Below are 21,135 nucleotides of genomic sequence, written 5' to 3'. Positions count from 1 at the left end.
TCAGGCCGCCTTGCGCGCCGCGAGCAGCAGCGCGTTCGGGCGGGTCCGCTTCGGCACCGGCAGGACGCGGTCGAGGACGGCGCCGACGCCGTACGCGAAGGCGAGCGCCGCCGCCCAGGACCACGTCCGCCGGAAGAAGCGGTCGCGGCAGCGGACGGGGCTGACCTTGGCCATCCAGTGGATCAGCGAATCGTGCCGGTCCATGCCGATGGCGTGGACGGCCTCGGGCGTGCAGCCGAGCGTCCCGGCCAGCGCCTCCAGGGCTCTGGGCGTCCACCACGTCAGGTGGTGGGGCGGCGCGTTGATGACGAAATTCGGGACCGTGGTGTTGGGCGAGGGCCAGAGCGGCGTGCCGATCAGGACCACGCCGCCCGGCTTGACGCAGGCCGCGAGCGCCCGGGCGAAACCCAGCGGGTCCGCCACGTGCTCGATCACCTGGAACGCGCAGGCGACGTCGTAGACTGGCCCGACGCGCGCCGCGTGCGCCTCCACGGTCTCGTCGAGGATCGCGCCGGTCGGGTCCTCGGCGGAGAAGTTCGGATCGAGGCCGGTATAGGTGGCGTCCGGCACGTAGGCGCGGAACCCGCCGTGGCCGCAGCCGACATCGAGCACCCGGGCTCCGGACGGGACGTGCGCGGCGGCCTGGCGGAATTCCAGGCGCTCCGTCTCCGGGCCGGCGAGCTTATCGTGCGCGGCGATCCGGCCGTAAAACGCCCGGTAGAAGGCCGCGTCGCCGGCCACCGGCGGATCGAAGAAGATCAGTCCCGTAGGAGATTCCCAGAGCCGGAACGTGCCGGCGGGGCGGAGCAGCGGCCCGACATCGACGCGGCCGGAATAGTGCCAGAGGAGCGTCAGGAAGCCGGCGTCCAGGCGCTCGACGCAGCGCAGAGCGGGGGCACCGGTGATCGGGCAGGGGGGGATCGACCGATCGGCCGTGTGCGCGCTGTCCGCCAAACTGGTCCTCGCTCGCTCCGCAGGCCCGGCTGGTCCGGGGCGCCGCAGCGGCACAGGTTTGGTGCGACCCGTCAAGCCGAGGCGCGACTCGTGTCGAGCGCGCAAAGAAAAAGGCGCCGCTTCGGATGAAGCAGCGCCCGGAAACGTCAGAGCGACGTCTTAGTGGAAGGTGTCGATCTCAGCGGACTCGTAGCTGGTGACTTCCATGCCGACGCAGATCTCGGAGACGACGGGGGCGGACCAAGCCATGATTTCCTCCAGGTAAGTTGATGCGATGGATAGAGAGGCCACGAAGGCCGGAGCGAACCGCGCTCCGGACCGCGCGCGACCTAGTTGAACGTGTCGATCTCGGCGGACTCGTAGCTGGTGACTTCCATGCCGACGCAGATCTCGGACACGATTGGGGCAGACCAAGCCATGGCGTTTCTCCTCGCTGTTGCTGCGATCCATATAGGCAATATCTTGGACGCAATACAAGCGAGCACAACACTTATATTTCTCATAGGGAGCCTGGCCGTGGGCGGCGCGGGGTCGTTCCGTGGCCGCGCGGCCACCCGCCGGAGCCCTGTTCGGCATCGGCTGCGGATGGGCGCGGTTTCGGCTTGACGGGCCCCGCGCCCGGGCGCACGACGCACCCGCGCGACGGTGTCCTCGACGGTGTCGCGCTCCCATTCCAGCAGCGACCCGCGAAGCGACGTGCCCGACCGATCGTGCCTGCCGTGCCCGGCCCCGTGCCGTCGTTCCGCCTGAGCCGCTGAGAGGCCCGGCCGCGGGGTGACCGACGCGGCGGCCGGCCACGGCCCAGACCCAGGATGACCGGCGCCGCGTCGCCTCGTAACCCACGAGGCGAGGCCATGAACGAGATCGCCCCCTTCGATACGCGCGTCGATCCCTCCGTGCTGGCCGCCCGCCTGTCGGACGAACGGGCGCCCGACATCGTCGAGGCCCTGAACGACGAGGCACCCGAGGTCGCCGCTGCCATCCTGCTCGGCCTGCCGCTGGAGCGGGCGATCGAGGTGCTGGACCAGCCGGAACTCGACTGCGCCGCCGACATCATCGAGATGCTGCCGCGGGACCGGGTCGCGGGCTACCTGTCGGGCATGTCGGCCGACCGGGTCACGGACGTGTTCCGCGAGATCGAGGAGCCGGGCCGCTCCGACCTGCGTGCCCGCCTCGACGCCGAGACCCGCGGCGCTGTCGATCGCCTGTCGGCCTACGGCGAGGAGACCGTGGGCTCGCTGATGACCACCGAGTTCGTCACCGTGCCGGGGACCTGGACGGTGGGCCAGACGCTGGAGCACATCCGCCACGTCGAGAAGACCCGGGAGACGATCTACGCGATCTTCGTGCTCGACCCGCGCACCCGCGCGCTCACCAAGGCGGTGCCCCTGCGGCGCCTGATCTCGGGGGACCCGGGCGACAACGTGCTCAGCGTCGCGCCGGGACGCCGGCCGCTCGCGGTCTCGCCCACGGCCAGCCGCGAGGAGGCGGCCCGGCTGATCTCCAAGTACGACCTCCTGGCGCTGCCGGTCGTCGACGCGGTCGGCCACGTGATAGGCATCGTTACCGTCGACGACATGATCGACGCGATGATCGAGAAGCAGACGCAGGACGTGCAGCGCTTCGGCGGCATGGAGGCGCTGCCCGAGCCCTACATGGATATCGGCTTCTTCACGATGATCCGGAAGCGGGCCGGATGGCTGTGCGCGCTGTTCCTGTCGGAGATGCTCACCGCCTCGGCCATGCAGGGCTTCGAGGGCGAGCTGGAGAAGGCGATCGTCCTGACCCTGTTCATCCCGCTCATCATGAGCTCCGGCGGCAATTCCGGCTCGCAGGCGACCTCGCTGCTGATCCGGGCGCTGGCGCTCCACCAGATCCGCCTGCGCGACTGGTGGCGGGTGGCGCTGCGCGAATTGCCGACCGGGATCTTCCTCGGCGCGATCCTCGGCGTGATCGCGGTGATCCGGATCGTCGCGTGGCAGAAGCTCGGCCTCTACGATTACGGCGCGCACTGGCCGCTGGTCGCCGCCACGGTCGGCGCGGCGCTGGTCGGGATCGTGACCTTCGGATCGCTCGCCGGCTCGATGCTGCCGTTCCTGCTCCAGCGGATCGGCTTCGATCCGGCCACCGCCTCGGCGCCCTTCGTGGCGACGCTGGTCGATGTCACCGGCCTCGTCATCTACTTCTCGGTGGCGCTGCTCATCCTGCGCGGGACGCTGCTGTAGGAAGGCCTCCGCGCATCATCCCGTAACCGCCTCGGCCAGCCGCTTCCTCTGGACCTTGCCGTTCGCCGTACGCGGCAGGGCGTCGAGGAAGCGGATCTCCCGCGGGCGCTTGTAGGCGGCGAGCCGCTCGGCGCACCACGCGAGCAGGGCCTCCGCTTCGGGCTCGGCGCCCGCCTGCAGCACCACGAAGCCGCAGATGACCGAGACGTCCGCCCGCACCGGCAGCTCGGCGACGCCCACTTCCGCCACGGACGGGTGGGTCGACAGCACCGCCTCCACCTCGTTCGGCGAGACCCGGTAGCCCATCGCCTTCATCAGGTCGTTGTTGCGGCCCTCGAACCAGAGGTAGCCGTCGGCGTCGAGGCGGGCGAGATCGCCGCCGACGAACCAGTCGCCGCGCATGACCTCCGCCTCTTCCTCCGGCCGGTTCCAGTAGCCGAGCATCAGCGCCGGCTCGGTCCGGTGGACGGCGAGGAGCCCGCTCTCTCCGGCCTGGAGCGGCACGGGCTCGCCCGCCACGGGCAGGATCGCCACCCGCCGGCCCGGCTGCGGCTTGCCGGGCGAGCCGGGGCGCACCGGGATGGTCGGGCCGCTGGAGATGTAGGTCGAGATCTCGCTCATCCCCAGCGCCTCGTAGAGGGGCTTGCCGGTGGCCTGCCGCCAAGCCTCCAGCAGCTCCACCGCGAGGGGCTCGCCGGCCGTGCAGCCGTGGCGGAGGCTCGACAGGTCGTGGGCGCCGAGGTCGCCGTACTTGAGGATCTGGCGGTAGAGCGTCGGGACGGCGGCGAACAGGGTCGCGCCGTACGCCGCGATCAGGCGCGGCCAGACCCCGGGATCGCGCGGGCCGTTGTAGAGCACCGCGGTCGCGCCCACCGACCAGGGATCGCTCAGGCCGACGCCCAGCGTGTAGGTCCAGTTCATGGTGCCGGCGTGGAGCATCACGTCGGATTCGGTGAGACCGAGCCAGTGGTCGAGCATGGGGCGGCGGCCGTAGGCGGCGCGGTGGGCGTGCAGCACGCCCTTCGGCCGGCTCGTCGTGCCGGAGGTGTAGATCAGCATCGCCGGGTCGTCGGCGGCGGTGTCGGCGTAGTCGGGCAGGGGTGGGCCAGCCTTCAGGGCGGAGACCGCGGCGGCGTCGAGCAGGAGGCGCCCGCCCAGGACCTCGGGCGCGACCGTGCAGCCGCTTCCGATCACCACGGCGGCGGCCCCGGAATTGTCCATGAGGAACGCCGCCTCGCTCTCGGTGAGCTGCGGCGAGGACGGCAGCGCCACGAGGCCGGCCGCCAGGGCGCCGAAGTAGACGAGGACGTAGTCGGCCTCGTTGCCCATCCGGATCATCACCCGGTCGCCGGGCCTCAGGCCGAGGCCGAGGAAACCCGCCGCGATGCCGCGCACCGCCCGCTCGACTTCGCCGAAGCTGAGGCGGTCCGCGGTGCCGTCGCCGACCATCACCAGGGCGGTCTTGTCGGGACGCAGGCGCGCGTTCTCGGCGAGGCAGTACCGCGCCGCGTTGAAGCGGGCCGGCGGACGGCGGTCATCGTGCTGGCTGTCGGACACCGGGCGCTCCCCGCGGGCGGCTTTTCGCCGGGTGTCCCGCCTGGGCGCGCCTGCGTCAACTGGGGCCGTCGCCCCGCCGGCGAGCGCGGCCCCCGGGCAGTCTGGCCCTCAGGTCCGCCGCTGCGCCTGGCCCTCCTGCTCCTCGAAGCCCTTGAGCATCTTGTCGAGGGTCATCGGGTAGTCGCGGACCCGGATCCCGGTGGCGTTGTAGATCGCGTTGGCGAGCGAGGCGCCGGCGCCGCAGATGCCGAGCTCGCCGAGCCCCTTGCTCTTCAGCGGGTTCGCCTTGTCGTCGAGCTCCGGCAGGAACACCGCGTCGATCTCTGGAAGGTCGGCGTGGACCGGCACGTGGTACTCGGCCATGTCGTGGTTGACGAAGTAGCTGTAGCGCGGATCGACCACCGCATCCTCCATCAGAGCCGCGCCGACGCCGAAGGTCATGCCGCCGATCGCCTGGCTGCGCGCGGTCTTGGCGTTGAGGATGCGCCCGCCGGTGAACACGCCGAGCATCCGCCGGAGCCGGATCTCGCCGGTATCGACGTCGACCCCGACCTCGGCGAAGTGCGCTCCGTACGAGTACTGCGAGAACTTCTGCTTCATCTCGCCGGGCTTGATCTCGCCGGAGGCCTCCAGCCCGGACTTGGCGAGATCGGTAAGCGACTCGGTGCGGTTGCCGGATGTGACCGCGCCGTCGCGGAAGGTGGCGCCGTCCGGGTTGAGGTCGCCGGCCTTGAGCAGGGCCTGCCGGAGGTTGTCGCAGGCGACGTAGAGCGCCGAGCCCGCCGAGCCGGCGCCGAAGGATCCCCCGGAGCCGGCCGCGAACGGGAAGTCGGTGTCGCCCATCTCGACCCGCACGCGCTCGGGCGGCAGCCCCAGCATCTCGCCGGCGATCTGGGTCAGGATCGTGTAGGTGCCGGTGCCGGGATCGGTCATCGCCATCCGCACCACCAGCACGCCGTCCGGTCCGAGGCGGACCTTCGCGGCGGACGGCATCAGCGGGTTGAGGCGCGCGGCCGCCGACATGCCCATGCCGACGAGCCAGTTGCCCTCGCGCCGGGAGCCCGCGGCCTGCCGCTTGTCCCAGCCGAACAGGCGCGCGCCCTCGCGCATGCAGGGCACCAGCTTGCGGGTCGAGAACGGGACCTTCTTCTCGGGATCCTCGGCCGGCTCGTTGCGCACCCGGAGTTCGATCGGGTCGATCTTCAGCTGCTCGGCGAGCTCGTCCATGGCGCACTCGAAGGCGAGCTGGCCTACGGCCTCCCCGGGAGCGCGCATCGCCGAGGCGATCGGCATGTTGAGGTTGACCAGCCGATGGCGCGTCACGCGGTTCTGCGCGGCGTACAGGGAGCGGGTGACGTTGGCCGAGGTCTCGAAGAACCCGTCGCCCTCGGCGGTGTCGGACCAGGATTCGTGGCTGATCGCGGAGAGACGGCCGTCGCGGTCGGCGCCGAGGCGGATCCGCTGGATCGTGTCGGTCCGGTGGGTCGCGACGTGGAACTCCTGCTGCCGGGTGAGCGCGACCTTCACGGGACGCTGGATCACCTTCGAGGCCAGGATCGCGAGCGTCGCCTCCGGCTGGACCTGCAGCTTCGCGCCGAATCCGCCGCCGATATAGGGGCTGACGATGCGCACCTTCTCGGGGGGGAGCTTGAGCACCGAGCCGAGGGATTTCTGGCCCCGGTTCGGCATCTGGTTGGCCGTGTAGAGCACGACCCCGTCGCCCTCCCAGGACGCGATGGTGGCGTGCGGCTCCATCTGCGCGTGGATCTGGTTCGGCGTGACATACTCCACGTCGAGCTTGACCGGTGCGGCCGCGAAGGCGGCGTCGAAGTCGCCGAGCCTGGAATCCGGCGGCGAATTGACCGGCTTCGGCTCGTAGGCCGCCGCCAGGCTGTCCTTGAGCAGCCCCTTGGGCTTGGCCGCGTCGTACCGGACCTTGACTAGCATCGCGGCGGCGCGCGCCTGCTCGAAGGTCTCGGCGACCACGAAGGCGACCGGCTGCCCGTAGAACCGGACCTCCGTCCCCTGGAGCTGCGGCCAGACCTGCTCCTTCTTCTCCCCCTGCTCGGGCACGTTCTCGTGGGTCATCACCAAGATCGCGCCGGGCGCCTTGCGGGCGGCCTCCGCGTCGATCGACCGGATCGTGCCGGAAGCGATCGCCGCCGGCACGATGAAGCCGTAGGCGGGGGTCTTCAGGGCCCGGGTCTCGTACGCGTAGGGCGCGTGACCCGTGACCTTGAGCTTGCCTTCGACCCGGTTCAGCGGCTTGCCGACGAGCCCGTCGGGCCGGTCGTCGAGGGGCGTCCGGCCGATCGGCTGGTTCATCTCCATGGGAACGGTCCTTGCCGGGATCTACGCGCGGGTCGCCTGCGCCACGACGGCCCGAAGGGTCCGGCGCGTCAGCGGGATCTTGAAGTCGTTGCTGCCGTAGCCGCGGGCACCCTTGAGCACCGCGTCGGCGGCGGCGTCGGCCGAGCCGGTCTGCACCAGCGCCGTCTCGGCCTCGGCCACCCGCCAGGGCTTGTGCGCCAGGCCGCCGAAGGCGAGCCGCGCGGCCTGAGGCTTGCCGCCTTCGGCGCCAGCGATCACGGCGGCCACCGACACGGTCGCGAAGGCGTAGGACGCCCGGTCGCGGACCTTCCGATAGATGTGCGTGCCGGCCACCGGCTTCGGCAGCGTCACGGCCGTGATGATCTCGCCCTTGCGCAGCTCGGTCTCGACCTGCGGCGTGTCGCCGGGCAGCCGGTGGAAGTCGGCGATCGGGATGCTGCGCGCCTGCCCGTCCGGGTTGACGGTCTCCACCGTCGCGTCGAGGGCCCGCATGGCGACGTTCATGTCGGACGGGTTGGTGGCGATGCAGCCCTCGCTCGCGCCGACCACCGCCATGATGCGGTTGAACCCGCCGATCGCCGAGCAGCCCGAGCCGGGCTCACGCTTATTGCAGGGCATAGCGGTGTCGTAGAAATAGTAGCACCGCGTCCGCTGGAGCAGGTTGCCGGCCGTCGTCGCCTTGTTGCGCAACTGGCCCGAGGCGCCGGCGAGCAGCGCCTTCGCCAGCACGGCGTAGTCCTTCCGGACCCGCGGGTCGGCGGCCAGGTCGGCGTTGCGGACGAGCGCGCCGATGCGCAGGCCGCCATCCTGCGTGGCCTCGACCGTGTCGAGCGGCAGCCGGTTGACGTCGATCAACGTGGCCGGGGTCTCGATCTGGAGCTTCATCAGGTCAAGGAGGTTGGTGCCGCCGGCGATGAACTTGGCGTTCGGCCGCTCGGCCGCGAGTTTCGCGGCGTCCTGCACGGTGGCGGGGCGCTCGTAGGCAAAGGCCTTCATCTCCGCCTCCTCAGAGTTTGGTGGCGGCGGCGTCGCGGATCGCCGCGACAATGTTCGGGTAGGCGCTGCAGCGGCAGATGTTGCCGCTCATCCGCTCGCGAATCTCGGCGTCGCTGAGCGTCGGAGTCGCCGCGACGTCCTCGGTGACGTGGCTCGGCCAGCCGGCCTTGGCCTCGCTCAGCATGCCGACCGACGAGCAGATCTGGCCCGGCGTACAGTAGCCGCACTGGAAGCCGTCATGCTCCAGGAACGCCGCCTGCATCGGGTGAAGCTTGTCCCCGTCCGCCAAGCCCTCGATCGTGGTGATCGGGTCGCCCTCGTGCATCGCGGCGAGCGTCAGGCAGGAATTGATCCGCCGGCCGTCGACCAGGACCGTGCAGGCCCCGCACTGGCCGTGATCGCAGCCCTTCTTGGTGCCGGTGAGCGCGAGGTGCTCGCGCAGAGCGTCGAGGAGTGTCGTGCGGGTGTCGAGGACGAGATCGTGCGGTTGGCCATTGATGCTGAGCCGCACCGGCATGGTCTGCGGAGCCGGATCGCCCGGCGCCGCCGCGGACATCGCGGGACTGGGCCGGAACCCGAGGGCGCCGAGTGCGCCGGCCACCGCACAGCCCTCCACCACGGCCCGCCGCGTCAGCGCGAGCGGCTTCGTCGGAGTCGCGTCTGTCATGCTGCCATCCAGCCCGTGCACCGCGCGTGGGACGCCGCGCGCAGCTTGGAATCTGGTGCGCCAACGTCCGGCCGGATGGATTAGATCCTGTCCAGACTGCGCCCGTTCAGCGCGGCTCCGCCGCTACGGGCGCTGGACCCATGTCGTGACCCGATCGCTCTGTCCTTGCCTCGCTGCGCTCGCGAGAACGGTGACGCCTTGGAACGCGTCCCGCTGCGAGCGTTTGGGTTGATCGGACCACGACACCGGAGCCTCGCCTCATGGCTATCCCGACCCTGCCGCTCAACGACGGCCGACACATCCCGCAGATCGGCTACGGCTGCTGGCAGCTCTCGGATGCCCAGGCTCCGGATCTCGTCGGACAGGCCCTCCGCGCCGGCTATCGTCTGATCGACACGGCCGCGGCGTACGGCAACGAGGCGGGCGTCGGGCGCGGCATCCGGGACGCGGGGATCCCCCGCGAGGAGATCTTCGTCACCACGAAGCTCTGGAACGACCGCCAGGGCCGCGACGAGGCGCGGCGCGCATTCGACGAGAGCCTGCGGCAACTCGGTCTCCCCTATGTCGACCTGTACCTGATCCACTGGCCGTGCCCGCAGCGTCGCCTGTTCGTCGAGACCTGGAAGACGCTGATCGAGCTCCGGAAGGAGGGCCGCGCGAAGTCCATCGGCGTGTCGAACTTCTCGCCCGAGCATCTCGCCACGCTGATCGGCGAGACCGACGTGGCCCCGGCCGTCAACCAAATCGAGCTGCACCCCTATTTCCAGCGCAAAGAACCGCGCGCGGAGGACGCCCGTCACGGGATCGTGACCGAGTCGTGGAGCCCGCTGGGCCGGGGCAAGGAGCTGAACGACCCGGTCATCCTCGCAATCGCGGAAGCGCACGGGAAGACGCCCGCCCAGGTGGTGCTCCGCTGGCAGATCCAGATCGGATGCGTGGCAATCCCCAAGACCGCCACCCCGCGGCGCATCGCCGAAAATATCGCGCTGTTCGACTTCGAGCTCGGCGCGGAGGAGATGGCGCGGATCGCCGGCCTCGACCGGGCCGACGGCCGGATCGGACCTGACCCAGCGACCTTCTGCTGAGCGCTCGAGCCTTCGGCGGCGCAGCGTAACATCGCACCGCAAAAGATTTATGCTCACAGCTAGCATATCTGGACAGGCGCGTCCGGCCCCCATAAGTTAGACGGCACAATGCTCAAACTGAGCATAATGGAGGACGCCATGACGGCGACCGTTGCACCCGTCTCCCGCACGACGATCCCGGGCCTGCCCCTTCCGGATCTGTACGCACGCGTCAGCCGGCACGTCCCCGCGATCGAGTGGCCGGCGCTCGCACCCGACATCGAGGCGATCCTGCGCCTGAAGCGGGAGCGCAACGCCGTGATCCTGGCGCACAACTACCAGGCGCCCGAGATCTTCCACACGGTGGCCGACATCGTGGGCGACAGCCTCGCGCTGGCCCGCGAGGCGGTGAACGTGAACGCCGACGTGATCGTGCTGGCGGGCGTCCACTTCATGGCCGAGACGGCCAAGCTCCTGAACCCGAGCAAGACCGTGCTCATCCCCGACATCGGCGCCGGCTGCTCGCTGGCCGATTCGATCACCGCCGCAGACGTGCGCGGCCTGCGCGCCAAATACCCGGGCGTGCCGATCGTGACCTACGTGAACACCTCGGCGGCCGTGAAAGCCGAGTCCGACCTGTGCTGCACCTCCGGCAACGCCGTCGCGGTGGTCAGGTCGCTGAACGCCCCCCGCGTCCTCATGATCCCCGACGAGTTCCTCGCGCAGAACGTCCAGGCCGAGATCCCGGAGGTCGAGATCCTGACCTGGGCCGGCCATTGCGAGGTGCACGAGCGCTTCACCCCGGCCGACATCCGCGACGTCCGCGACAGCTATCCCGGGGTGACCGTGATCGCGCACCCGGAATGCCCGCCGGACGTGGTGGCCGAATCGGACTTCTCGGGCTCCACCGCGATGATGATGGACTTCGTCGTCGAGAAGCGGCCGAAGCAGGTAGTACTCGTCACCGAGTGCTCCATGGCGGACAACATCGCGGCGCAGAACCCGGACATCGAGTTCATCAAGCCCTGCAACATGTGCCCGCACATGAAGCGGATGAGCCTGCGCAACATCCGGCGGTCGCTCGAGACGATGACCCACGAGGTCACGGTCGACCCGGCGCTCGCCGACCGCGCCCGGGCCGCGGTCGAGCGCATGCTCGAGGTGCGCACACGATGAACGCGATCTCCCCGAACAGCGCCGACCGCGTCGTCGTGGTCGGCGGCGGCGTCGCGGGCCTCAGCGTCGCGCTGCGCCTCGCGCCCCGCCCGGTGACGCTGGTCACGGCCTCGGCCCTCGGCCTCGGCACCGCCACCGGCTGGGCCCAGGGCGGCATCGCGGCCGCGGTCGGCGCCGACGACGCGGCGGCGCTCCACGCCGCCGACACGAAGGCCGCCGGCGCCGGGCTCACCGAGCCCGACGTGGCGCTCCGGGTCGCCGCGGAGGGCCCCGCGCTGATCGACTGGCTCGTGCGGATCGGCGTCCCGTTCGACCGCACCGACGACGGCGCGCTGGCCCTCGGGCTCGAGGCGGCCCACGGCCGCCGCCGCATCGTCCGCTCCGGCGGCGACGCCACCGGCGCCCGCGTCCTCGAAGGGCTCGTGCGGGCCGTGCTGTCGGCGCCGTCCGTGGAGGTCGTCACGGCGCGGGCCTGCGACCTGCTCCGGGACACGCGCGGGGCGGTCGCCGGCATCGTCGCCGAGCGCGACGGCGCGCTTTTCCGCATCCCGGCCCGCGCGGTGGTGCTCGCCACCGGCGGCGTCGGCGCCCTCTACGCGGCGACCACCAACCCGCCGGGCGCCGTCGGCCGCGGGCTGGCGCTCGCCGCCCGGGCCGGCGCGGTGATGCGCGACATGGAGTTCGTGCAGTTCCACCCGACGGCCATCGCGGCCGGCGCCGACCCGATGCCGCTCGCGACCGAGGCCCTGCGCGGCGAGGGCGCCCGCCTCATCGACGAGACCGGCGCCGCCGTGATGGCCGGCATCGCGGGCGGCGACCTCGCGCCGCGCGACGTGGTCGCCCGCGGCATCTTCCAGGCGCTGCAGCGGGGCCGCACGGTCTATCTCGACGCCCGCGGCGCGCTCGGCGCCGCGATGCCGACGCGCTTCCCGACCGTGGCGGGGCTCTGCGCCGCCGCCGGCATCGACCCCGCCGTGCAGCCGATCCCGGTCCGCCCGGCGGCGCACTACCACATGGGCGGCGTGAAGGTGGACGCGTACGGCGCCACCTCGGTGCCGGGCCTCTACGCCTGCGGCGAGGTCTCCTCCACGGGGCTGCACGGCGCCAACCGGCTCGCCAGCAACTCCCTGCTGGAGGGCCTCGCCTACGCGCGCTTCATCGCCGACGGGCTCGACGCGCCGCCGCCCGCCGCGATCGTGCCCGAGGCCGTGTCTGTCCGTGCCGCCGGCGACCTGTCGGCGATCCGCGCGCTGATGGAGCGCAGGGTCGGCGTCGTGCGCGACGCCGCCGGCCTCGAGGAAGCCGTCGCCGTCCTCGAGGCGGGGGCTGAGACCTGCGACGCCGCCCTCGTGGCGCTGCTCATCGCCCGCGGCGCGCTCGCTCGCCGGGAGAGCCGCGGCGCCCACTGGCGCAGCGACTTCCCCCATCTCGCCGCGGCCGCGCACACCGAGGCTGCGCTGGCCGACCCGATCGCCGCGACCCCGTCCGCCGAGGAGGCGCTGACGCCATGACCCAGTCGGTTCTCTCCGATGAGATCCTCCCCCTGCCGCGGCTCCTCGTGGAGCCCGTGGTGCGCGCCGCCCTGCTGGAGGATCTCGGCCGGGCCGGCGACATCACCACCGACGCCATCGTGCCCCCGGGCGAGCGGATGCGCGGCGTGATCGCCTCCCGGCAGGACGGCGTCATCTCGGGCACCGACGCCGCTGCCATCGCGTTCGCGCTGGTGGACCCGGCCGTCACCGTGACGGTCGAGCGCGGCGACGGCGCCCGCGTGGCGCCGGGCGACGTGGTGCTGCGCCTCGAGGGGCCGGCGCGGGCGATCCTGACGGCCGAGCGCGTGGCGCTGAACCTGCTCTGCCGGATGTCGGGCGTGGCCACCGCCACCCACGGCCTCGTCGAGGCCGCGCGCCCGCACGGCAAGGCCTCGATCGTCTGCACCCGCAAGACGACGCCGGGCCTGCGCGCCCTGGAGAAGCACGCGGTCCGGGCCGGCGGCGGCTCGAACCACCGCTTCGGCCTCGACGACGCGGTGCTGATCAAGGACAACCACGTGGCGGTGGCCGGCGGCATCGTCCCGGCGATCGAGCGCGCCCGGTCCCGGGCCGGCCACTTGGTGAAGATCGAGTGCGAGGTCGACAGCCTGGAGCAGCTGGAGGAGGCCCTGTCGGTCGGGATCGACGCGGTGCTTCTCGACAATATGGGGCCCGACCTGCTCCGCCGCGCCGTGACGATGATCGACGGGCGCGCCCTGTCCGAGGCGTCGGGCCGGATCACCCGCGAGACGGTCGGGGCCGTCGCGGCCTCGGGGGTCGACCTGATCTCCTGCGGCTGGATCACCCATTCGGCGGCGATCATCGACCTGGGGCTCGACGCCGCCTGACCGGCGGGCCCCGCGCGCCGCCGGAGCGGCGGGGCCGAAGCGGTCGCTCGACTGTCATCACGTTCGGGTGACAAGTCTTCGCCGCGGTCGCTCGGGAGATCTGCCGAGTCTATCGCCGCGCGACCGACTCGCTAAGATTTCGGCCAACCGCGACGCCATCGACCGGACCCGAGCGTGAGCCAAGCCCTGCCTTCCGCGGCTGCCCCGGCGGTCGATCGTCCGGCGGCGCCGGTGGCGCGCAAGCCCGGCGCGGTCCGGCACGGGCCCGGCGGCGCGCTGATGCTGGGCGCGCTGGGCGTTGTGTACGGCGACATCGGCACGAGCCCGCTCTACGCGTTCAAGGAGGCCGTGAAGGCCGCGACCAGCGGCGGTGCCTCGGTGCCGGCAGCGGCCACCGGCGCGGTGTCGCTGATCCTGTGGTCGCTGATCCTGATCGTGTCGCTGAAATACGCGGTGCTGATCCTGCGCGCCGATAACCGCGGCGAGGGCGGCATCGTCGCCATGCTGGCGCTGCTCGGCGCGCGGCACGCCCGGCCGGGGACGTGGAAGGCGCTGCTCCTGGTGGTCGGGCTGGTGGGCGCGGCGCTGCTCTACGGCGACGGCGCGATCACGCCGGCGATCTCGGTGCTGTCGGCGATCGAGGGGTTGAAGATCGACGCGCCGGCGCTCGGGCCGTACGTCGTGCCGATCACCCTCGCCATCCTGGTCGGGCTGTTCCTGGTCCAGCACAAGGGCGTCGCCGCCATCGGGCGGGTGTTCGGGCCGGTCATGCTCGTCTGGTTCGTCGTCCTGGTCCTGCTCGCGGTCCCGAGCATCCTGCACGCGCCGGAGATCCTGGCGGCGGCCAACCCGTTCCGGGCGGTGGACTTCCTGATCCATGCCGGCTGGCATGTCAGCTTCCTGATGCTCGGCGCGGCCTTCCTGGCGGTGACCGGCGGCGAGGCGATGTACGCCGATCTCGGCCATTTCGGCGCCCCGGCGATCCGGATCGCGTGGTTCGGCCTCGTGCTGCCGGCGCTGCTGATCCACTATTGCGGCCAGGGCGCGCTGATCATCGCCGACCCGAGCGCGATCGAGAACCCGTTCTACCGGCTCGCGCCGGACTGGGCGCATTACCCGCTGGTGGCGCTCGCCACGATGGCGACCGTCATCGCCTCGCAGGCGGTGATCTCGGGCGTCTACTCGCTCACCCAGCAGTCGATCCAGCTCGGCTTCATGCCGATGATGCGGGTGGTGCACACCGATGAGGACGAGCGCGGCCAGATCTACGTGCCGGCGGTGAACTGGCTGCTCGCCGTGGCGACCCTGACGGCCGTGGTGGTGTTCGGCTCCTCCGACGCCCTGGCCGGCGCCTACGGCATCGCGGTCTCGGCGCTCATGGGCATCACCACGCTGCTCGCCGCGCTGATCGCGCTCCGCTGGGGCTACAACCCGGTCCTGGTCCTCGCGGTCAACGGCTTCTTCCTCGGCATCGACCTCGTGTTCTTCTCCGCCAACAGCGTGAAGCTGTTCGAGGGCGGTTGGTTTCCGCTGCTGCTCGCCGGCGTGGTCGCCTTCCTGATGCTGACCTGGATGAAGGGCAACCACGTCCTCGAATCCGTCCGCCAGACCATGCGCATGTCCGAGGCCTCCTTCCTCTCCAGCCTCGGCTCGCACCCGCCGGTGACGCTGCCCGGCACCGCGGCCTTCCTGACCGCCGCCACCGAGGGCATCCCGATGGCGCTCGGCCGCCTGCTGGAGCGCAGCCGCTGCCTGCACGAGCGGATCCTGCTGATCACCGTCGTCTACGAGGAGGAGCCGGTGATCCCGGCGAGCGAGCGGGCGCAGGTCACGCTGGTGGCGCAGGGGATCCGCAAGGCGATCTCGAAGTACACGCCCGGCATGGAGCGCGTCGTGCTGCGCTACGGCTTCATGCAGACCGCCTCGATCCCCGAGGGGCTGCAATGCGCGGTGGCGAGCGGGCTGCTGCCGCCGGAATATCTGGAGGACATGACGTATTTCGTGGGCCACGAGGTGGTGATCCCGTCGCCGACCCATCCCGGCATGGCGCCGTGGCGGGAAGGCCTGTTCGCCTTCATGAAGCGGAACGCCGAGCGCACCGGCGCCCATTTCGGCCTGCCGACCCGGCAGATCGTCGAGGTGGGCACCGAGATCGAGATCTGACCGGTCGCGGCGCGCGGGGGCGCTGCCCGCGGCGCGCGTCGGAGGCCGGGGGCGGCCGTCTTTCGCATTGAAAACGGCCCCGTTCGCCAGCATATCGCCACCGCAATTTCCCCACAGCGGAGGCATCACCCGTGAGCGAGACGATCGAGCGGCACGAATTCGGGGCGGAGGTGGGACGCCTCCTCGACCTCGTCGTGCACGCGCTCTACTCCGACCGCGAGATCTTCCTGCGCGAACTCGTCGCCAACGCGGCCGACGCCATGGACCGGCGGCGGTTCGAGGCCCTGACCTCGGCGGCGAGCGCGCTGCCGCCGGACGCCAAGGTCCGCATCGCGCCCGACAAGGAGGCGCGGACCCTGACCGTGTCGGACGCCGGCATCGGCATGACCAAGGAGGATCTCGCCACCAACCTCGGCACCATCGCGCGCTCCGGCACGCGGGCCTTCTCGCAGACGCTCGAATCCGCCAAGGCCGAGGACCGCCCGAGCCTGATCGGCCAGTTCGGCGTCGGCTTCTACTCGGCCTTCATGGTCGCCGACCGCGTCACCGTCACGTCGCGCCGCGCCGGCAGCGACGAGGCCTGGACCTGGGCCTCGGAGGGACAGGGCAGCTACACGCTGGAGCCGGCGACGCGGGCCGAGCCCGGCACCGACATCGTGCTGCACCTCAAGGCGGATGCCGACGAGTACCTCGAGCCCTACCGCCTCGACCATCTCGTGCGGAAATGGGCCGACTTCATCACGGTGCCGATCGCCGTCGTGCGCGACGGCAAGGACGAGTCGGCCAACCAGGGCACCGCGCTCTGGCGCAAGGCGAAGTCCGAGGTCACCGAGGAGCAGTACGAGGAATTCTACCACTCCATCGGCATGAACTTCGACAAGCCGTGGGCGACGCTCCACTGGCGCGCCGAGGGGCAGCTCGAGTTCTCCGCGCTGCTCTTCATCCCCGGCTCGAAGCCGTTCCAGGCCCTCGAGAACGAGCGGCAGAGCAAGGTCCGGCTGCATGTCCGGCGGATGTTCATCACCGACGAGGCCGAGCTGCTGCCGCCGTGGCTGCGCTTCGTCCAGGGCGTCGTCGACACCGAGGACCTGCCGCTGAACGTCTCCCGCGAGATGCTGCAATCGACCCCGGCGCTCGCCCGGATCCGCCGCGCGGTCACCGGGCGCGTCGTCTCCGAACTCGCCACCCGCGCCAAGGACGCGGAGGGCTACCAGTCCTTCTGGGAGAATTTCGGCCCCGTCCTCAAGGAGGGCATCTACGAGGATTTCGAGCGCCGGGGCGAGATCGCGCCGCTCCTGCGCTTCCGCTCCTCGGCGGTCGAGGGCTGGACCTCGCTGCCCGACTACGTGTCCCGCATGAAGGACGGCCAGGAGGCGATCTACTACCTCGTCGCCGACGACGCCGAGGCGCTCAAGTCGTCGCCGCAGCTGGAGGGCTTCCGGGCCCGCGGCCTCGAGGTGCTGCTCCTCTCCGACCACGTCGACGCCTTCTGGCCCGATCAGCTCGGCACCTTCGACGAGAAGCCGCTCCGCTCGATCACCAAGGGCGGCCTCGACCTGTCGAAGTTCGCGCCGGAGGGCGAGCAGCCGGAGGCGCCTGAGGGCATCGACGCCTTCGTCGCCGCCGTGAAGACGGCCCTCGGCGCCGAGATCTCGGACGTGCGCACCACCGACCGGCTCGTCGATTCGGCCGTGGTCCTCTCGGCCGGCACCGGCGGACCCGACCTGCAGATGCAGCGGCTCATGCGCCGGGCCGGGCGGGCCGGTGCCGGGCAGCCGGTCCTGGAGATCAACCCGCGCCACCCGCTGATTCGGGCGCTGGCCGCGGCGCCCGAATCGGAGGTGCCGCAGGCCGCCGGCACACTCCTCGACCTCGCCCGCATCCAGGACGGCGACAGCCCCCGCGACCCGGCGGCCTTCGCCCGCACGGTGGCGGCGGCGCTCGCGGCCGCGCGGGGCGCGTAGGACTACGGAGACCCGCGCCGCGCGCTGCCGGGACGCCGCGCGCGGCGTGTGTCTCCACACACATCCGTTCGGGATGATTGTGGGTTCGGTTGATCATTCGGAAATGGTCGAGCCATAACTTCGCCACCGGTCGGGATCATTGCCCGGCCGAAGGCGCGGGCGCGGTGGGGGCCGCAGGCGTCTGAGCCGAACCCTCTCGCGCGCCTCGGGCGCGCCTCACGGACGCTGCATGAACCCGGTCGAGGCTGAAGCCGGCAACGGACAGGCGGTCGCGGCGGCGCGGACCCGGGCCCACGCCCGGGCGTACCGCCACAGCGGACGCGTGCGCACCATGCGCCGGCTGATTCCGGTGGTCGCCGGCGGCGCGGTGGCGCTGCTGCTGGGCTACCTATTCAATCCCTTCGCGGCGCAGCTGCCGGGCGTCTCGGTCGGCCCGGTGACGCTGGCCGGCTCCAAGGTCCGCATGGAGAACCCGCGGCTCTCGGGCTTCCGCCAGGGCACGCGCGGCTACGAGGTGACGGCCGACGCCGCCCTCCAGGATGTCCGCAAGCCGAGCCAGATCGAGCTGCAGCAGATGCGCGGCCACATCGCCACCGACGACCAGGGCGGCATCGCCCGCCTCTCGGCGACGTCGGGCCTGTTCGACACCGCCCGCGAGGCGCTCGACCTGAAGGACGACATCCGCATCTGGACCGACAAGGGCGAGGAGGCGCGCCTGCGCTCCGCCGCCGTCGCGTTCAAGACCGGCTCCATCAGCTCGCAGGAGCCCGTCACCGTCTCGAGCGCGCGGGCCAACGTGAAGGCCGACACCCTCGACGTCGTCGAGAACGGCAAGCGGATCTCCTTCGTGGGCAACGTCCACGTGGTCATCGTCAGCGACGCGCCGGGGGAGAAGCCCCAGGCCCGCATCCTGACCTCGGACGCCGAAGCCGCGGACGGTGCCCGATGAGCGCCGCCCGCCTCCTCTGCGCCGCCCTGGCGGCCGGGCTGGTCCTCGCCGGCCCGGCGCTGGCCGAGAAGCCGGCGCGCAAGGATTCGCCCTTCGGCAATATCGGCGGCGGCGGCAAGGATCCGATCAAGATCGACGCCGACCGGCTCGACGTGTTCGACCGGGAGAACAAGGCGGTCTTCGCCGGTAACGTCGTGGCCGTGCAGGGCGACAGCACCATCCGCTGCTCGACCATGACGGTGACCTACAAGCGCGGCAAGGACGCGCCGGGCAAGGGCGCCAAGGGCGACGCCAAGCCTGAGGCGCGGGACGAGGGCGCCGACGCGGCGCCGCGGAACCCCGCCGAGAACGGGATCCAGAAGGTCGACTGCGCCGGGCCGGTGACGGTGGTGCAGAAGGACCAGGTCGCCACGGGCGATCACGCGGTGTTCGACCAGGACGCCAAGCGGATCGTGCTGACCGGCAACGTCGTCCTGAGCCAGTGCCAGAACGTCACCCGGGGGCAGCGGCTCGTCTACGACATGAACACCGGGCGCGCGAACATGGACCCGGTGGCGGGCGGCCGCGTCTCGGCCCTGTTCGTGCCCGGCGAGAAGTCCGACGCCAAGGACGGCAAGGCGAAGGGCTGCAGCCAGCCGCCGCCCAGGCCGAAGGCGCAGGTCGATTGAGCGGCGCCGTGGCGTTCCAGGCGGGCCCGCAGGAGCCGGCCCGGACGGGCTGGCTCGGCCGGCTGTTCGGCCGGCGCGCGCGGCAGGCCGAACAGCCGGCCGAGACCGACGGCTGGTCCGCGGCCGAGGAGGGCGGTCTCGGCATCCTCAGCGTGCGCGGCCTGCGCAAGAGCTACGGCGCCCGCACGGTCGTCCACGAGGCCGGCCTCACCGTGCGCACCGGCGAGGCCGTCGGGCTGCTCGGGCCGAACGGCGCCGGCAAGACCACGATCTTCTACATGATCACCGGGCTGGTGGCGGCCGATCGCGGCCACATCACCCTGGACGGCCTGCCGATCACGCACCTGCCCATGTACCAGCGGGCGCGGCTCGGGATCGGCTACCTGCCGCAGGAGGCCTCGATCTTCCGCGGGCTCACCGTGGAGGACAACATCCGGGCGGTGCTGGAGGTGGTCGAGCCGGACCGCAAGGCGCGCGCGCGCAAGCTCGACTCGCTGCTCGAGGAGTTCGACATCGCGCGCCTGCGCAAGTCGCCCTCGATCGCGCTCTCGGGCGGCGAGCGGCGGCGCTGCGAGATCGCCCGGGCGCTCGCCTCGTCGCCGACCTTCATGCTGCTGGACGAGCCCTTCGCGGGCATCGACCCGATCGCGGTCGGCGACATCCAGGACCTCGTGAAGCACCTGAAGCAGCGCGGCATCGGCGTGCTGATCACCGACCACAACGTCCGCGAGACGCTGGGCCTGATCGACCGCGCCTACATCGCCCATTCCGGCCGCATCCTCACCGAGGGCACGCCCGAGGAGATCGTGGCGAACCCGGACGCGCGCCGGCTCTATCTCGGCGAGGATTTCCGGCTCTAGGCCGGTCGCTCAGCCCTTCCAGTTCTTCAGCGCCGCGAAGGGGCTGTCCGAACCCGCGGGCTTCTCCGGGTTCAGTACCGGCTCCACCTGGGCGATCGCGTCCGCCATCGAGAAGGCCGAACCGCTCTGGAGCCGGCCGCCCGCCGCGTCGCGGTGGCCGCCGCCGCGGAACAGGCGGGCGCCGTCGAGCGCCGTGCCGTCGTTGGACCGGAACGACAGCGTGCCCATCCGCTGGACGTTGACCACGCGCTTGGCCCGGCCCGCGTCCATGATCAGGTCGGAGACCCGCTGGAAGGTGCCCGAATCGAGGGCGAAGGACAGGAGCGTGCCGTCCTTCAGCGGGCGGAACAGGGAGTCCGAGCGGGCGAGCGCCCGGGCGAGCCGCATGCGCGTCGTCAGCGCCGGGTCGTCGTCCGGCGCGTCGCGCAGCAGGGTGTCGACCACGCCGGCGCGCAGCGCCGAGGCGCGGCGCTCCAGCTCGGCCGGGCTCGCCCCGTCCCGCAGGGCGGCGGCGGCCGCGAGCAGGATCTCGGACACGAACCGGTCGTGCCAGGGATGCCCGACCGGCACGTAGCTCGACACGACCTCCCAGAACAGCTCGTCCAGGGCCAGGCCGCCCCGGAAGGCGGGGCTCTCCTTGCGCCACAGGTCGAGGGCATCGACCGCGGTGAGCAGGCTCGACAGGTCGGTCGCGGGTTCGTGCGCGGCGAACAGGGCCCGGTGCTCGAAGGCCATCCGCGTGGCGCAGATGTCGTCCTCGATCAGCACGGCGATCTCGGGGTCGCCCAGGTCGATCCGGTGGAGCGCCGGCCGCTCGGCGTCGGGCGCCGCGTCCAGGCCCAGGCGCCGCATCTGGTCGAGGGAGGAGGCGTGGTGGTCGAGGACCACGAGGCGGTGCTTCTGCCCGTCCTCGCGGCGCCGGTTCATCGCGGCGAACTTCTTCAGGCCCGCGATGGTCTGCTCCTCCAGGCCGAGGTCGGTCATCAGCAGGATCTCGCGCTCCGCCGCGCGGCCGAGGCGCCGGATCTCGTCCTCGAAGACCGGGCCGACATCGCTGTAGCGGGGCACGTGGACGACGCGCTCGACCGGGGCGCAGGCGGCGGCGACCGTCGAGGCGCCGTAGCCGTCGAGGTCGTGGTGGGTGATCTGGATCAGGCGCAACGGGCGGACTCGGAGGGTGA

18 protein-coding genes are annotated in these 21,135 nt (G+C 71.7%); 10 read left to right on the top strand and 8 right to left on the bottom strand.

The window, feature by feature from the left end; genetic code table 11:
- The 3 genes from BM314_RS07490 to pqqA (BM314_RS07480) all read right to left on the bottom strand — a co-directional run bounded on the left by BM314_RS07490 (position 1) and on the right by pqqA (BM314_RS07480) (position 1,373).
- Positions 1-954: a class I SAM-dependent methyltransferase gene (locus BM314_RS07490; protein ID WP_020090598.1), complete on the bottom strand. Its 954-nt coding sequence runs from the start codon at positions 952-954 to the stop codon at positions 1-3.
- Between the two features lie 159 nt (positions 955-1,113).
- Positions 1,114-1,203 (bottom strand): pyrroloquinoline quinone precursor peptide PqqA, encoded by a 90-nt coding sequence (gene pqqA / locus BM314_RS07485; protein WP_020090597.1) that lies wholly within the window; start codon positions 1,201-1,203, stop codon positions 1,114-1,116.
- A gap of 80 nt (positions 1,204-1,283) precedes the next feature.
- Positions 1,284-1,373 (bottom strand): pyrroloquinoline quinone precursor peptide PqqA, encoded by a 90-nt coding sequence (gene pqqA, locus BM314_RS07480; protein WP_007559223.1) that lies wholly within the window; start codon positions 1,371-1,373, stop codon positions 1,284-1,286.
- 435 nt (positions 1,374-1,808) lie between these two features.
- Between pqqA (BM314_RS07480) and mgtE the strand changes: the two genes are divergently transcribed.
- Entirely contained in the window at positions 1,809-3,179 is a 1,371-nt protein-coding gene (gene mgtE, locus BM314_RS07475; RefSeq protein ID WP_020090596.1) for a magnesium transporter, read from the top strand.
- A gap of 15 nt (positions 3,180-3,194) precedes the next feature.
- Here mgtE and BM314_RS07470 read toward each other — a convergent pair whose 3' ends face one another.
- The 4 genes from BM314_RS07470 to paoA all read right to left on the bottom strand — a co-directional run bounded on the left by BM314_RS07470 (position 3,195) and on the right by paoA (position 8,730).
- A complete protein-coding gene (locus BM314_RS07470; RefSeq protein ID WP_091977720.1) occupies positions 3,195-4,736 on the bottom strand; it encodes an acetate--CoA ligase in 1,542 nt (513 codons plus the stop codon).
- A 108-nt stretch (positions 4,737-4,844) separates the two neighbouring features.
- Entirely contained in the window at positions 4,845-7,067 is a 2,223-nt protein-coding gene (locus tag BM314_RS07465) for a xanthine dehydrogenase family protein molybdopterin-binding subunit (protein WP_091977719.1), read from the bottom strand.
- 21 nt (positions 7,068-7,088) lie between these two features.
- Positions 7,089-8,063, bottom strand: coding sequence for an FAD binding domain-containing protein (locus tag BM314_RS07460; RefSeq protein ID WP_091977718.1), 975 nt, complete (start codon positions 8,061-8,063; stop codon positions 7,089-7,091).
- Between the two features lie 10 nt (positions 8,064-8,073).
- A complete protein-coding gene (paoA, locus tag BM314_RS07455) occupies positions 8,074-8,730 on the bottom strand; it encodes an aldehyde dehydrogenase iron-sulfur subunit PaoA (protein WP_091977717.1) in 657 nt (218 codons plus the stop codon).
- A 260-nt stretch (positions 8,731-8,990) separates the two neighbouring features.
- Here paoA and BM314_RS07450 point away from each other — a divergent pair, with 260 nt between their 5' ends.
- The 9 genes from BM314_RS07450 to lptB all read left to right on the top strand — a co-directional run bounded on the left by BM314_RS07450 (position 8,991) and on the right by lptB (position 19,954).
- Positions 8,991-9,815, top strand: a complete 825-nt coding sequence (locus BM314_RS07450; protein ID WP_091977716.1) for an aldo/keto reductase — start codon at positions 8,991-8,993, stop codon at positions 9,813-9,815.
- A gap of 138 nt (positions 9,816-9,953) precedes the next feature.
- The gene (nadA, locus tag BM314_RS07445) at positions 9,954-10,970 is read left to right on the top strand and encodes a quinolinate synthase NadA (RefSeq protein WP_091977816.1); all 1,017 of its coding nucleotides are present in this window, start codon (positions 9,954-9,956) and stop codon (positions 10,968-10,970) included.
- A complete protein-coding gene (locus BM314_RS07440) occupies positions 10,967-12,481 on the top strand; it encodes an L-aspartate oxidase (protein WP_091977715.1) in 1,515 nt (504 codons plus the stop codon). Before nadA ends, BM314_RS07440 begins: the two co-directional genes overlap by 4 nt.
- Complete coding sequence (nadC, locus tag BM314_RS07435; RefSeq protein ID WP_091977714.1) at positions 12,478-13,350, top strand: carboxylating nicotinate-nucleotide diphosphorylase; 873 nt, start codon at positions 12,478-12,480, stop codon at positions 13,348-13,350. The genes BM314_RS07440 and nadC overlap by 4 nt, the downstream gene beginning before the upstream one ends.
- 174 nt (positions 13,351-13,524) lie before the next feature.
- Positions 13,525-15,513 (top strand): potassium transporter Kup, encoded by a 1,989-nt coding sequence (locus BM314_RS07430; RefSeq protein ID WP_026604533.1) that lies wholly within the window; start codon positions 13,525-13,527, stop codon positions 15,511-15,513.
- A 131-nt stretch (positions 15,514-15,644) separates the two neighbouring features.
- Complete coding sequence (gene htpG, locus BM314_RS07425; RefSeq protein ID WP_091977713.1) at positions 15,645-17,477, top strand: molecular chaperone HtpG; 1,833 nt, start codon at positions 15,645-15,647, stop codon at positions 17,475-17,477.
- 229 nt (positions 17,478-17,706) lie between these two features.
- The gene (gene lptC / locus BM314_RS07420; RefSeq protein ID WP_042671243.1) at positions 17,707-18,426 is read left to right on the top strand and encodes an LPS export ABC transporter periplasmic protein LptC; all 720 of its coding nucleotides are present in this window, start codon (positions 17,707-17,709) and stop codon (positions 18,424-18,426) included.
- Positions 18,423-19,094, top strand: a complete 672-nt coding sequence (locus BM314_RS07415; RefSeq protein ID WP_056531813.1) for an LptA/OstA family protein — start codon at positions 18,423-18,425, stop codon at positions 19,092-19,094. Before lptC ends, BM314_RS07415 begins: the two co-directional genes overlap by 4 nt.
- 62 nt (positions 19,095-19,156) lie before the next feature.
- Positions 19,157-19,954 (top strand): LPS export ABC transporter ATP-binding protein, encoded by a 798-nt coding sequence (gene lptB, locus BM314_RS07410; protein ID WP_244539887.1) that lies wholly within the window; start codon positions 19,157-19,159, stop codon positions 19,952-19,954.
- 9 nt (positions 19,955-19,963) lie between these two features.
- On the opposite strand, the gene BM314_RS07405 is transcribed toward lptB, so the two are convergent.
- Positions 19,964-21,115 (bottom strand): dimethylmenaquinone methyltransferase, encoded by a 1,152-nt coding sequence (locus tag BM314_RS07405; protein WP_091977711.1) that lies wholly within the window; start codon positions 21,113-21,115, stop codon positions 19,964-19,966.
- Positions 21,116-21,135: the final 20 nt, after the last annotated feature.

This window comes from Methylobacterium sp. 13MFTsu3.1M2, assembly GCF_900112625.1.
Classification (GTDB): domain Bacteria; phylum Pseudomonadota; class Alphaproteobacteria; order Rhizobiales; family Beijerinckiaceae; genus Methylobacterium.
This window is presented reverse-complemented; position numbering and strand designations above follow the sequence as displayed.